12 protein-coding genes and 1 tRNA gene are annotated in these 12279 nt (G+C 62.8%); 7 read left to right on the top strand and 6 right to left on the bottom strand.

Translation table 11 applies throughout. The features are described from left to right. Positions 1–73: 73 nt before the first annotated feature. Both proB and DM813_RS07805 read left to right on the top strand, forming a co-directional pair. Positions 74–1192, top strand: a complete 1119-nt coding sequence (gene proB, locus DM813_RS07810) for a glutamate 5-kinase (protein WP_128322828.1) — start codon at positions 74–76, stop codon at positions 1190–1192. Continuing rightward, on the top strand, positions 1189–1659 hold the full coding sequence (locus DM813_RS07805; RefSeq protein WP_431311936.1) for a CreA family protein: 471 nt from the start codon (positions 1189–1191) through the stop codon (positions 1657–1659). The genes proB and DM813_RS07805 overlap by 4 nt, the downstream gene beginning before the upstream one ends. A 47-nt stretch (positions 1660–1706) precedes the next feature. Here the strand turns inward: DM813_RS07805 and mksF are convergent, their stop codons facing one another. The 3 genes from mksF to mksB are packed head-to-tail and all read right to left on the bottom strand — an operon-like array spanning position 1707 to position 6503. Further along, positions 1707–4538, bottom strand: a complete 2832-nt coding sequence (mksF, locus tag DM813_RS07800; protein WP_128322827.1) for an Mks condensin complex protein MksF — start codon at positions 4536–4538, stop codon at positions 1707–1709. Continuing rightward, entirely contained in the window at positions 4535–5236 is a 702-nt protein-coding gene (mksE, locus tag DM813_RS07795) for an Mks condensin complex protein MksE (RefSeq protein WP_128322826.1), read from the bottom strand. The genes mksF and mksE overlap by 4 nt, the downstream gene beginning before the upstream one ends. Beyond that, positions 5226–6503: an Mks condensin complex protein MksB gene (gene mksB / locus DM813_RS07790; RefSeq protein ID WP_128322825.1), complete on the bottom strand. Its 1278-nt coding sequence runs from the start codon at positions 6501–6503 to the stop codon at positions 5226–5228. Before mksB ends, mksE begins: the two co-directional genes overlap by 11 nt. 179 nt (positions 6504–6682) lie before the next feature. Here mksB and DM813_RS07785 point away from each other — a divergent pair, with 179 nt between their 5' ends. From DM813_RS07785 to DM813_RS07770, 4 genes are all read left to right on the top strand, one after another. Continuing rightward, on the top strand, positions 6683–7474 hold the full coding sequence (locus tag DM813_RS07785) for an energy transducer TonB (protein ID WP_128322919.1): 792 nt from the start codon (positions 6683–6685) through the stop codon (positions 7472–7474). Next, positions 7467–7919, top strand: coding sequence for a ribosomal protein S18-alanine N-acetyltransferase (gene rimI, locus DM813_RS07780; protein ID WP_128322824.1), 453 nt, complete (start codon positions 7467–7469; stop codon positions 7917–7919). Before DM813_RS07785 ends, rimI begins: the two co-directional genes overlap by 8 nt. Positions 7920–7966: 47 nt before the next feature. After that, complete coding sequence (gene can / locus DM813_RS07775; RefSeq protein ID WP_128322823.1) at positions 7967–8602, top strand: carbonate dehydratase; 636 nt, start codon at positions 7967–7969, stop codon at positions 8600–8602. A gap of 71 nt (positions 8603–8673) precedes the next feature. Further along, positions 8674–9288 carry a YcbK family protein gene (locus DM813_RS07770; protein WP_128322822.1) on the top strand — a complete coding sequence of 205 codons (615 nt, stop codon included), beginning with the start codon at positions 8674–8676 and terminating at the stop codon, positions 9286–9288. Here DM813_RS07770 and DM813_RS07765 read toward each other — a convergent pair. Beyond that, positions 9276–10154 carry a LysR substrate-binding domain-containing protein gene (locus tag DM813_RS07765; protein WP_128322821.1) on the bottom strand — a complete coding sequence of 293 codons (879 nt, stop codon included), beginning with the start codon at positions 10152–10154 and terminating at the stop codon, positions 9276–9278. The two genes, DM813_RS07770 and DM813_RS07765, sit on opposite strands and share 13 nt — an antisense overlap. A gap of 123 nt (positions 10155–10277) precedes the next feature. Here DM813_RS07765 and DM813_RS07760 point away from each other — a divergent pair, with 123 nt between their 5' ends. After that, positions 10278–10895 carry a LysE family transporter gene (locus tag DM813_RS07760; protein ID WP_128322820.1) on the top strand — a complete coding sequence of 206 codons (618 nt, stop codon included), beginning with the start codon at positions 10278–10280 and terminating at the stop codon, positions 10893–10895. Positions 10896–10978: 83 nt separating this feature from the next. On the opposite strand, the gene DM813_RS07755 is transcribed toward DM813_RS07760, so the two are convergent. Beyond that, positions 10979–11055: transfer RNA gene (locus DM813_RS07755), tRNA-Met, on the bottom strand. A 124-nt stretch (positions 11056–11179) separates the two neighbouring features. Then, the gene (locus DM813_RS07750; RefSeq protein WP_128322819.1) at positions 11180–12124 is read right to left on the bottom strand and encodes a FecR family protein; all 945 of its coding nucleotides are present in this window, start codon (positions 12122–12124) and stop codon (positions 11180–11182) included. Positions 12125–12279: the final 155 nt, after the last annotated feature.

Raw genomic sequence — 12279 nt, 5'->3', positions numbered from 1 at the left:
CGTTGCAGTACACTAAACGCCGCTCTCAGGAGCGGCGTTTTAGTATCTAAAGATCTATATAGGTTGGAAGAAGATGCGGAGCAAGGTGACGGGTGCGCAGCGCTGGGTCGTGAAAATCGGCAGTGCCCTGCTGACAGCAGATGGCAAGGGCCTGGATCGCGCGGCCATGGGTGTCTGGGTCGAGCAGATGGTGGCGTTGCATGAGGCGGGAGTCGAGTTGGTACTGGTGTCGTCCGGGGCGGTTGCCGCCGGGATGAGCCGCTTGGGCTGGGCCAAGCGACCGGCTGCAATGAACGAGTTGCAAGCGGCTGCCTCGATCGGTCAGATGGTGCTGGTGCAGGCCTGGGAGTCGAGTTTTGCCGAGCATGACCGGCACACCGCGCAGATTCTTCTGACCCATGACGACCTTTCGGACCGCAAGCGTTACCTCAACGCGCGCAGCACCTTGCGCACCCTGGTTGACCTGGGTGTAGTGCCGGTCATCAACGAGAACGACACCGTCGTCACCGACGAAATCCGCTTTGGTGACAACGACACCCTGGCCGCCCTGGTGGCGAACCTGGTGGAAGCCGACCTGTTGGTGATCCTCACCGACCGCGATGGCATGTTCGACGCCGATCCGCGCAATAACCCCGATGCGCAGCTGATCTTCGAAGCCCGCGCCGATGACCCGAGCCTGGATGCCGTGGCCGGTGGTACTGGCGGTGCCCTGGGCCGTGGCGGCATGCAGACCAAGCTGCGCGCTGCGCGTCTGGCTGCGCGTTCCGGTGCCCATACCATCATCGTCGGCGGGCGTATCGAGCGTGTGCTCGATCGTCTCAAGGCGGGCGAGCGCCTGGGTACGCTGCTGTCGCCTGAGCGCGGCATGCTGGCTGCACGCAAGCAGTGGCTGGCCGGCCACTTGCAGACCCGTGGCACGCTGGTGCTCGACGACGGTGCGGTAAAGGCGCTGCGCCAGGACAACAAGAGCCTGTTGCCGGTTGGGGTCAAGACCGTGCAGGGCAGTTTCCGCCGTGGCGAAATGGTGGTGTGCGTCGGGCCAGATGGCCTTGAGGTGGCGCGCGGCCTGGCCAACTACAGCGCCCTGGAGGCGCAGAAAATCATCGGCCAGTCGTCCGAGGCCATCGAAGGCTTGCTGGGTTACAGCGCGGAGCCGGAACTGGTGCACCGCGACAACCTGATTCTGGTCTGAGGAAAACAGCCGTGCTCAAAGGAATAGTTGTCGCAGCGCTTCTGGCGCTGCCGATGCTGGCGGCGGCCGAGGAAATCGGCCAGGTGTCGACGGTGTTCAAGTTTGTCGGGCCGAACGACCGTATCGTCGTGGAAGCCTTCGATGATCCGAAGGTGGACGGGGTGACGTGCTACCTGTCGCGGGCCAAGACCGGCGGTGTGAAGGGTGGCCTGGGCCTGGCCGAGGACCGTGCCGAAGCCTCGATTGCCTGCCGCCAGGTGGGACCGATTCGTTTCAAGGAGCAACTCAAGGACGGCGATGAGGTATTCAAGGAGCGCACCTCGCTGGTGTTCAAGACCATGCAGGTGGTGCGTTTTCTCGACAAGAAGCGCAACACACTGGTCTATCTGGTGTACTCGGACCGCCTGATCGAAGGCAGCCCGCAGAATGCGGTGACGGCGATTCCGATCTTGCCTTGGGCTGAGTAAAGCTTCGCCTGTAGGAGCGGATAAATCCGCTCCTACAAATCTCAGTCTCAGACCGAAGCTTCTTCCGCTTCTTCCCGCACCACGGCCTTCTCCACATCCCGACGGCTGATGTACTTCCAGTCCGCTTCGTCGATGTAGATCCCGTTCGGCCCGCTACCGCCTTCCAGGTCGATGGCGACATGCGCCGACACCTGTGGCTTCACACTCGCCAGAATCGGCACGAAACCGAGTTGCAGGCTGGTTTCCAGCAGCGCGGCCTGGTTGCGTTCGTCGATGTCCGCCGCTTCGTCGAGGTAGTACGGCAGGCGCACACGGCCGGCCAGGTCGCGGTCCATCAGGTGCAACAACAAGTACATGTTGGTCAGCGCCTTGATGGTCATGGTGGTGCCGTTGGACGCCGCCCCGTCGATGTCGGTGTGGATGATCGGCTGACCACCGACCTTGGTGATTTCGAATGCCAGTTCGAACAGGTCCTTCAGGCCCAGCTGGTTGTGGTTGGCTGCCACCAGTCGCGCCAGGTACTCCTTGGCCTCTTCGTTCTTGTTGTCCTGTTCGGCGCTGGCGCTCAGGTCGAACACCGACAGGGTCTCGCCTTCTTCGTACTGACCTGCGCTGTGGATGATCTGGTCGATGTGCTTGAGCGCTTCCTTGTTTGGCGCCAGAACAATACGAAAGCTCTCCAGGTTGGAGACCTGGCGTTTGTTGATCTCGCGGTTGAACAGGGCCAACTGGTGCTCGAGGCTGTCGTAGTCGCTGCGGATGTTGCGCAGCGTGCGGGCGATGTCAGTCACTGCCGCGCGGCGTGCCTTGCCCAGGGTCAGGGCTTCTTCGGTACGGTGCGAGTAGGCGTTGATCAACAGTTGCAGGCGGCGTTCCATGTCGTCTTCGCTGTCGAACTTGGCCACACCCTTGAGGCGTACCTGGGCGTACAGCGCTTCGATCTGGCCGTCGACCCGCAGCAGGCCTTGCCAGCTGTCCTGGTAGTCGTTGAGCAGCGGCAGCAGGTTGTCCATGGTGTCGTCGACCGGCTCCATGAACGGGGTGCCGAACGGCAGATCGGCGGGCAGCAGCTGGCGGCGGCGCAAGGCATCGTCGAGGGTGCGCTGCTTGGCTTCCATGTCGGCGATCTGACGGCCAACCAGTTGCAGCTTGGCCGACAGTTGCTGGACGCGTTCGGTGAAGGCGTCGCTGGAGCGCTTGAGCTCGTCCTGAGCGGCTTCCATCTGCGCCAATTGTTCGAGCTTGTCGCCTTCTTCGGCAGCCAGGGTCTGGCTGCGGCGGAAGTCTTCCAGGGCCTTTTGTGCATCGAGCACCTGCTGGTACAGCGCTTCGGTCTGGGTCTTGCTGGCGGCGCGGTCAGCGGCAACCGCTTGCTGGGTCTTGAGCTGCTTGAGTTCTTTCTCCAGGCGTTCTTTCTGGTCGCGCAGGGCGGCGCGGTCGGCCAGGGCCTGCAGGGCCGGCGGCTCGATGTGCGAGAGGTCGATGGACAGGCCTGGTGCTTCGAAGCGCTCGCCCTTGAACCCGTCCAGCACCGCCTCCAGGGATTTGACCCACAGGTCGCTGTCGTCCAGCTCGATGCCGCGGTCGCCCAGCGGCAGGCTGAACAGGGCGCCGTTGAACAGACGCATAAGGCGTTCGACGTCCTGCTGCGAGAACTCTTCGCGCAGACGTGCGTAGCTGTTGTTGTCGGCGTGGTCGAGCTGCTGCTTGACCGACTTCAGGCGCTTCTCCAGGTCGCGCAGGCGTTCCTCGAGGTCTTCGGCGCTGAACTGACGGGACTGGGCCAGGGCGCCGGCCAGTTCGTCGTGGGCGTCTTTGGCGGCCAGCAGTTGCTGTTCCAGCACCTTGACGTCATCGACCAGGGCAAAGCGGTGCTTGAGCACCGACAGTTCGCCGAGCCAGCGTTGCACACCGGTGATTTCACGTTCCAGGCGCATCAGCTCCTGGGTGCCGCCTCGCTGGTCGTTCTGCAGGCTGTCCTGTTCGTTCTTGTAGTGCTCGGCCTGGATCACCAGCTCTTCCTTGCGGGCGCTGGCGTAGTCCTGCCAGGTGCCCAGCAGCGAGTCGAGCAGGGGGGAAAGGCGGTGCAGCTTGCCGCGCAGGATGTCGCGCTGGGCCACGCCGTTGGCCAGGGCCTCGACCAGCGGGCCGGCGGCCACCAGCGAGTTGTAGTCCTGCTCCATGCGCCGCACATCGCGGAACGCCTCTTCGCAGGCGGCGATGTAGTCGACGCTGCCCGAACGCAGGCTGTGCTCGAAGGCGTCGAGGAACAGCTGCTTGAGTTTCGCCGCGGTGATCTCACGCATGTGCAGGAGGTTGATGAACAGGGCGCGGAAGGTCTTCAGGCTTTGTTCGCTGGTGGAGCGCAGCGGGATCAGCGTGAGGTCCAGCGGGATCGAGGTGTGGCCACCGACCAGCAGGCGCCGCAGTTCGTCAGGCTTGAGTTCGTACGCCTTGAGGCCATTGCGTTCGAGGTTGCTGAACAGCTCTTTCTGGCGCAGGCAGGTGTCGTCTTTCTGGTAATGGGCCAGGTCCAGCTCACCTGCGTAGGCGAAGAACTGGTGACCGAAGCCGCCACCCGGGCCGCGGCCGACCACACCGATGACGTGCGGGCCATGCGGCAGGTTGACCTCGCAGAGGATGTAGCTGGTGTCGCTGGCAAAGTAGAACCGGCGCGACTGCTCCAGGCTGTACTTGCCGAAGCTCATGTCGGACATGCGCGCCAGGATCGGGAACTGCAGGGCGTTGATCGAGGCACTCTTGCCCAGGTTGTTCGCGCCATAGACCGACAGCGGGTGCTCCAGAGGGAACAGGCCAAGGCTGTAGCCGGCGGTGTTGAGCAGTGCGAAGCGGCGAATGCCGTAGCGTTCCTGGCTCATGCGTCAATCTCCTGTTGCTCTTCGGCGATGGCTCGGGCCAAGGCGTCTTCTTCGCTTTCTTCGAACGGGGTGAGGTCGAGCGGGTCGTCGGTGCGGTTCAGCTCTTCCGGGCTTTCTTCTTCGACCAGCACTGGCGTTGGCAGCGGCAGCGCGCTGTGCAGGCTGGCCGCCAGGTCGCGGTCCTGCTGGACCGACAGGCAGACGTCGAGGAAGCGGTGCATCGGCGGCAGGAAGCGGTAGATGCCATTTTCTTCATGGGCAAAGCCGAGCTGGGTCATGCGGCGCATGATCTTTTCTTCCAGCTCGTCGGCGGTTTGCACTTCGGCCTGGATGAACAGGTCGCGGTATTTCTCCAGCATCGACGGCAGTTCGTCACGACCGAGGCTGCCACCGTCAAGTACCGACATCGGGTCGCGGCCCTGGTCGGCGAGGTGCTCGACCAGGATGAAGGTGAACAGCGACAGGCGCTGGGCGGTCTTGTTGACCTGCGCAGCCGCCTGATCGGGGACGAAGTAGTAGAAACCACGGGTGTCGCAGACCAGCTCGAAGCCCAGGGCCTTGAACAGGCCGCGGTACTGGTCCTGGAAGTTCGACAGCTGGCCGTACAGCTCCGGGTCGCGGCGGCTGATATGGAAACCCTTGAACAGCTCGCGGAAGATCGGTGCGAGCTGGGACAGTTCGGAAAGATCAAGATGCATGGGCAGGGCTCACAGTAGGCTCAGGCGATGGTTCGCGGCTAGATGTCAGGGCGAAGGAGCGCAGGCTGACCTGGTGTTCGCGGGTGAGGTAGTCACGGCGCTCGAGGCGCTCGCGGGCAAAGCGTTTTTCCCGCGACAGGCGCGAGAACCAGTACAGCAACTCGTCGGTGGCGCCGTCGGGCTCCTGCTCCAGCAGCCAGACCATCAGGTCCGGCAGGGGCAGGGCGCCTTCGCAGCGCTCGAGCATTTCCTTGACCGTGCGCGGCGCCCGCGGGGCATCGCCCTTGTGGCTCTTGTGCGCCTTGGGGAATTTCGCCGGCTTGGGCTCGAAGCGGGCCAGGGCATAAACGTAGGCTTCGACCTGGCTGGCACTGCCAAGGAAGGTGCTCTGTGGCCGGGTGAACATCGGCATGGCGGCTTGCGGCACTGCGTCCAGGCCTTTGCGGCGGATCACCGAGAGCGCCAGCGCGGCGCCACGGGTCACTGCGTTGTGGCGGCGGGCTTCTTCACGCAGCGGCAGCAACAGCTCGCGGGCATGACGCAGGGTCAACTGGGCGCTGGTCTGCATTTCGAGGATCCGCGCGTGGGTGCGCAGGAGCATGTCGTCATCGACCAGGTGACCCAGGCGTGCCTGCTCGCCCAGCAGGCGCAGCAGCACGGTTTCGACCTTGCGCACGCCTTGCTCGAAGGCGCCGTCGGCGTTCACCAGTTGAATCATTGGCTCGACGTATTCATCCCAGGTCGCCAGGACTTCGGCATAGCGCTGGCGCAGGGGGATCTGCCGGTCGCTGGTCTTGGCCCGTTCGGCCACGGCCACCAGCGCCTGTTCGTCGTTGTCGAGTTTTTTCAGCACATCGCGTACGCGCATGTCGAGCAGGCGCAGCTGGCGCGCCAGGTCGTTGCCGTCGCGAATCTCGAAGGCGTCCTGGATATGCCCGGCCAAGCGCTCCAGATGGCGCAGGTAGGCTTCGATCTCGAGGCACAGGCCCAGGCGGTGCTCCCGGCGCAGGTAGGCGAGGAAGTCGTGGATCTGCGCATTGAGCTCGAAGCGGTTGGGGCTTTTTGCCACCGGTACCAGGATATCCAGGCGAATCCACACGTCGAGCAGGCTGGTAATGTCCTGGGGCGTGCTCTCCAACTGCTGGTTGGCCAGTTGCTGACGCAGTTCGGCGAGGCTCAGGGTGCCCCCGTCGAAACGCTCGCACAACGGCTCAAGCAAGGCCCAGTGTTCGGCTAGGGCGCGCAGGACGCGCTTGGGTTCGATCATTGGCGGGTCGACTCGTTGCCAAATAAAAGCGCCGATTGTACTGCATCAGGTGGCTGTCGATTCACCCCTGATCGTTTTGAGCTGCAACCGGGCGCTTTTCTGCCGATCAACAGCGGCGCGCAGCAGCGAACAACGGTAGAATGTCGACCCTGACTTATCCACAGATGGCCGATCCTTCTTTGTTAATCGAGTCCCGCCGCCGCGCTTACCTGAACGCCATGCAAGTGGTGCACTGGCTGCCGCGTACCGAACTGCCGTTCGCTGCGCCGTCGCGCCCGGAGCTGCTGCTGCCGCTGGCGCCTGTGGACGAACCGGTGTTCGATGCGCCTCCCGCGCAAGCGACGCCGGCCCCGGCCAGTGCGCCGGTAGCCCGCAGCGGTGAGCGGCCGAAGATCGAGATTCCGCGCCCTGGCAGTACCCCCAAGGTGGCGAGCAAGCCAGTGGAGGAGGCCGAAAAAGCCCCTGTGGCGGCCAAACCTGTGCCGGTTGCGCCGCCGCGCTTTGCCTTGCAGTTGCTGCGAGCCGGCAATTGCCTGCTGCTGGTGGAGCTGGCCACTGGCGAGCCGTTCCAGAGCCGCGACCCTTCCTATCTGTTGCTCAAGGACATGCTGCGCGCCGCCGGGCTGCCCGACAGCCCGCAGATCATCGGCGAGCCGGTACGCTGGCCGTTGCTGGTGCGCGGCAACCTCGACCAGGGGCCACAAGCCGCCACCGACTTTGTTCAAGGCTTTATCCAGGCGCGCCTGGAAGAAGCGCCTTGTGTCTGTCTGTGGCTGATCGGCCTGCCGGCGGTACGTTTTGCCGGTGAGGCCGATGCCCACAGTTATTACCGCGAGCTGCCGGTAGACGGCCTGGGCACTGCCTGGGCGTTGCCGGGCCTCGAATTGTTGATGGACGAGCCGCAACGCAAGGCGGACGTCTGGCAAGCCATGCGCCGGCTGATGGCGCGCTGGAAACCAAGTGATGAGTGACACGATCAGCTTCCGCCGGATGACCGAGGCGGATCTGGATGCTGTACTGAAGATCGAATATGCCGCCTTCAGCCACCCCTGGACCCGGGGCATTTTCCTCGACGGGCTCAAATCCTATGAAATCTGGCTGATGTTCGAGGGCGAGCAGCAAGTCGGCCATGGCGTGATCAACGTGATCATCGACGAGGCGCACCTGCTCAATATCACGGTCAAGCCCGAGAGCCAGGGGCGTGGGCTGGGCTTGCGCCTGCTGGAAGAACTGATGAAGCGTGCCTACGCGCTGAACGGGCGCGAGTGTTTCCTCGAGGTGCGCGCCAGCAACCAGTCGGCGTATCGCCTGTACGAGCGTTACGGTTTCAACGAGATCGGGCGTCGCCGCGATTACTACCCGGTTGCCGGTGGTCGCGAAGATGCCCTGGTCATGGCGTGTACCTTGATCGACTGAACAAGCGTCACTGTAGCCAGGCAACAAAACCCTGATGAGAAGCGACCATGCACGATCTACAAGAACTGATTGATAACAACGCGCGCTGGGCTGACTCGATCAAGCAGAAAGACCCGGACTTCTTCGCCAAACTTGCACGCCAGCAAACCCCTGAGTTCCTCTGGATTGGTTGCTCGGATGCACGGGTTCCGGCCAACGAGATCGTCGGCATGCTGCCGGGCGACCTGTTCGTTCACCGTAACGTCGCCAACGTTGTGCTGCACACCGACCTGAACTGCCTGTCGGTGATCCAGTACGCGGTGGACGTGCTCAAGGTGAAGCACATTCTGGTCACCGGACACTATGGTTGTGGCGGTGTACGGGCGTCGATGCAGGACCGTCAGCTGGGCTTGATCGATGGCTGGCTGCGCTCGATTCGCGATCTGTACTACGAGAAGCGTGACGAACTGGCAGCCCTGGAAGGCGAAGCCAAGGTCGACCGCCTCTGCGAACTCAACGTCATCCAGCAGGTGGCGAACGTCGGTCATACCAGCATTGTGCAGAACGCCTGGCACCGTGGGCAGAGCCTGTCGATCCACGGCTGCATCTATGGCATCAAGGATGGCCGCTGGAAGAGCCTGAACACCACCATCAGCGGCTTTGAACAGCTGCCACCGCAGTACCGGCTGCGTCCGCAAGACTGATGTAAGCGCCGGCTTGCCGGCGATTCATGCTTAACTCCTGATAGGCCCAAGGCAGGGAAGGAGTGAGGCTGATGGCAGCGTGGAGGGCGGTTACTGGCGTAGGGGTTCTCCTTACGCTGTTGTCCAGCGCACAGGTGTACGCCGATGAGCGTGACCTGTACCTGTTTGCCCAGTGGGCAGGCGACCATGAAACCCGAACGTTTCGCCAGATGCTGGTCGACGCGCGGCTGTACGGCATCGTGCCGATCCATCAGTTGCTGCGTTCGGCCAGTGACTGGCGCCAGTGCTCGGCGCAGCCCTTTGCGGTAGCGCCGGTCGCACAGTGGCCTGCGGTACGCTCAACTTTGCAATTGCTCAAGACCCTGACCGACCGCGGCGTGCTGCCGCGTTATGAGGTGGTCTCTGCCTATCGCAATCCAGCGCTCAACCGCTGCGCCGGAGGCGCTGTCGACAGCGCCCACACCCGGGCGTTTGCCGTCGATGTGTTGCTGCCGTCGTGGGCCGATCCCAATCCGCTGTGCCAGTTCTGGCAGACGCAAGGCAAGGCTTGGAACATGGGCCTGGGCCGTTACCCGTCGGGGCGCATTCATATCGACACGGCCGGGTTTCGCACCTGGGGTGGCGATTTCAGTGCAGGCTCATCCTTTTGCGCCTTGCCGGGCGCCGGCAGGCCTCAGAGCAAGTGAGCCAGGCAGGCTTCGGCTTGCGCGCTGACCCACGTTGCGAAGCGCTGGTAGTGCTCGTTGGCGAGCAGCGGCTGCGGGCAGATCAGGTGGTACGCCGACTGGTCCTGCACAAAGCTGCGCGGGGCGTGCAGCTGGCCGCCATCAATTTCGTCCTGAACCATCAGAAATGACGCCATTGCCACACCCAGACCGGCGGCAGCGGCCTGGATGCACAGGTAGAAATGTTCGTAATCGGCGCGGGTGGCGCCGTTGGCCGATTCGCCGGTAAGGCGCAGCCAGGTGTTCCACGCCGCTGGCCGTGAGGCGCTGTGCAGCAGGCGCATGCCCTGCAGATTGTACGTGGGCAAGGCCTGCTGTGTGCTGCACACCGGCCCCACCCATTCGTCGCAGATCTTCACGCTGTGCAGGTCGGGCCCCCAATGAAAGTCATCGCGGCGCAGGGCCAGGTCGACACCGCTGCGGGCGAAGTCGATAGGGCCGCCCGCCGCGACCAGGTGCAGCTGAATGTCCGGGTGGGCGGCATGAAACGCTGGCAGCCGGGGGATCAGCCATTTCATCGCGATGGTCGGCTCACAGGACAGCACCAGTACGTTCTCTTTGGCCTGCTGTTGCACGCGATGCACCGCGGTTTCCAGTTGTTCGAACACCGACAGGGTGGTGCCCTGCAAGGCGCGGCCCGCCGGGGTGAGGAAAATTGCGCGGTTTCGCCGCTCGAACAATTGCACGCCAAGCGACTCCTCAAGCTGGCGCACCTGGCGGCTCACGGCGCCGTGGGTGACGTTGAGCAGTTCGGCGGCGCGCACAAAGCTTTGCGTCTGGGCGGCGACGTCGAAGTAACGGAAGGCGCAAAGGGAGGGCAGCTTCATATCTGTGAGAAAAACTAGCGGATTTCGCTCACTATAAATCGCTTTTTAACCGGCATGCAGCTTTCGATAATTAGGCACTACAGAGCTATCTGTTCTTTTTCCTAGCAGATCGAGGTGCTTTACTTGAACGAACTCATTGCCGTAGCCCTATTCACGGTCCTGGCGGTCATCAGCCCGGGCGCCGACTTCGCGCTGGTCACCCGCAGCAGTTACAGCGCCGGGCGTCGCGCCGGTTTGTCTGCAGCACTGGGTATCGCGCTGGGTGTGCAGGTGCATGTGCTGTACACGGTGCTGGGTATTGCCCTGGTCATCAGCCAGACCCCGGCGCTGTTCCTGCTGATGAAGGTGCTAGGTGCGGGGTATCTGATTTACCTGGGCTACCGGTCGTTGACCAATACCACGCAGACCGCACTCACAGGCGCTGACGTCGATAGCGGAGCCGGTGTGGGTGCGGCTTTTCGTGCAGGCTTTCTGACCAATGCACTCAACCCCAAGACCATGCTGTTCGTGATCAGCGCCTATACCCAGGTGGTGCAGCCGGGCAGTGCGCTGACGACCGATTTTGCCTACGGCGCATTCATGTCCTTTGCCCATTGGCTGTGGTTCAGCCTGGTCGCGGTGTTTTTCTCTCACTCAGCGCTGCGCCGAGCCATGCTGGAGCGTCAACGGCTGGTCGATCGGGTGATTGGCGTGGCGCTCATCGGGCTCGGGCTGGCGGTGGTATTTGCCAGTGCGCGTTGAGGTGGGAATGGGGTGTGAGAGGGCGGTATAAAAACGTAGGCAAGAAAAAAGGGCTTACCTTGCGGTAAGCCCTTTTTAGTACTTGGTGGCTACACAGGGACTTGAACCCCGGACCCCAGCATTATGAATGCTATGCTCTAACCAACTGAGCTATGTAGCCAAGTGGCGCGCATTATTCGCTCGAAACGGATTGCTGTCAACACTCTTTTTCAAAAAAAATTATCGAACGATCAACCGCTTAGCCATTTCAGGGGTTCAGACGCCATTTTTCGAGGGCCGTCGTCTCAGCGAACGATGATCAGTTGTCCTGCCAGGTGGTTGGCTTTCAACTGTTGGCTGCTGATCAGGGCTTCGAACGCGGTGCTGGCCTGGTCGAGGTTGAAGCTGCCGCTGACCCGTTTTTGTCCCGCCTGGTCGTCGAGCAGCAACAGGCGTGTCCCCTGGTAGTCGGCCAGTTTCTGCAGTACTTCTCGAAGCGGCATTTCGCTGACCCGCAGTTGTCCTTCTCGCCAAGCCAGGAAGCGCTCGGCATCGACCTTTTCGACCTGATCCAGGCGGCTGCCATTGAAGGTCAGGCGCTGGCCGGCGGCGAGCAGGCGCTTGTCGCCATTGCTGCTGACCTCGACGTTGCCTTTGAGCAGGACCACTTCGTTGTGGTCGTGGCCCCGACTGACTGAAAGACGCGTACCCAGTACCTGCACCTGGGCCTCATCGATATCGACGACAAACGGCCGACCATCGCGGATAACCTCGATGTACATCTGCCCCTGGACCAGTCGCACCTTGCGCACCGGGCCGCGCAGGTCGACGTCCACGGCGCTGGCGCTATCGAGGGTCAAGCGGGAGCCGTCGGCCAACTGCACCTGCCGTCGTTCACCGGGCGCCGTTGCGACATTGCTGTTCGCCCGTTGCACCGCAGGCCACTGCGCCAGTAGCACCAGCCCACCGATCAACAGCACAGCGGCCGCTACCGCCCAACCTCGCCAGGCGCGCGCAACCGTGCGCGGCGGGGCCCGACGCGCACGGCGTGGGGGAGCCTGCAGCTGTTGCCAGAAGAGCTGGACCTCGGCAAAGGTCCGCGCGTTCGCAGGGGCCTCGAGCCAGTGTTCGAACGCCCGACGCTCGTCAGGGTTCAGGTTGTCGGCACGCAGGCGGCTGAACCAGTCGAGGGCCTGTTGTTCGCGGTCGTCTGATTCGGCAGGTTGAGCGGGAGCGGGCGATGGATTCATAGAGGATCGGTCTTGTTTCGGCGTGCAATGAGGCCGCGTCGGTGTGGTTCAATCCGAAAAGATGCTAAAGCTATTGAGAATTATTAACAAGCACGTCATCTGCACGCTTGTCGAAAAGAATAGTGCGCTTGCTAACGAATTCTGGATAATTGGAT

Source organism: Pseudomonas alkylphenolica (assembly GCF_004025535.1).
Lineage (GTDB): Bacteria > Pseudomonadota > Gammaproteobacteria > Pseudomonadales > Pseudomonadaceae > Aquipseudomonas > Aquipseudomonas alkylphenolica_A.
The sequence above is the reverse complement of the archived record's forward strand: the minus strand, read 5'-3'. Positions and strand labels throughout refer to the sequence as shown.

Excerpts from the sequence above, each read along its gene's own strand:
- proB (WP_128322828.1), top strand. The coding sequence starts at position 74 with ATGCGGAGCAAGGTGACGGGTGCGCAGCGCTGGGTCGTGAAAATCGGC.
- mksF (WP_128322827.1), bottom strand. The coding sequence starts at position 4,538 with ATGAGCCAGGAACGCTACGGCATTCGCCGCTTCGCACTGCTCAACACC.
- mksE (WP_128322826.1), bottom strand. The coding sequence starts at position 5,236 with ATGCATCTTGATCTTTCCGAACTGTCCCAGCTCGCACCGATCTTCCGC.
- mksB (WP_128322825.1), bottom strand. The coding sequence starts at position 6,503 with ATGATCGAACCCAAGCGCGTCCTGCGCGCCCTAGCCGAACACTGGGCC.
- rimI (WP_128322824.1), top strand. The coding sequence starts at position 7,467 with ATGAGTGACACGATCAGCTTCCGCCGGATGACCGAGGCGGATCTGGAT.
- can (WP_128322823.1), top strand. The coding sequence starts at position 7,967 with ATGCACGATCTACAAGAACTGATTGATAACAACGCGCGCTGGGCTGAC.
- DM813_RS07770 (WP_128322822.1), top strand. The coding sequence starts at position 8,674 with ATGGCAGCGTGGAGGGCGGTTACTGGCGTAGGGGTTCTCCTTACGCTG.
- DM813_RS07765 (WP_128322821.1), bottom strand. The coding sequence starts at position 10,154 with ATGAAGCTGCCCTCCCTTTGCGCCTTCCGTTACTTCGACGTCGCCGCC.
- DM813_RS07750 (WP_128322819.1), bottom strand. The coding sequence starts at position 12,124 with ATGAATCCATCGCCCGCTCCCGCTCAACCTGCCGAATCAGACGACCGC.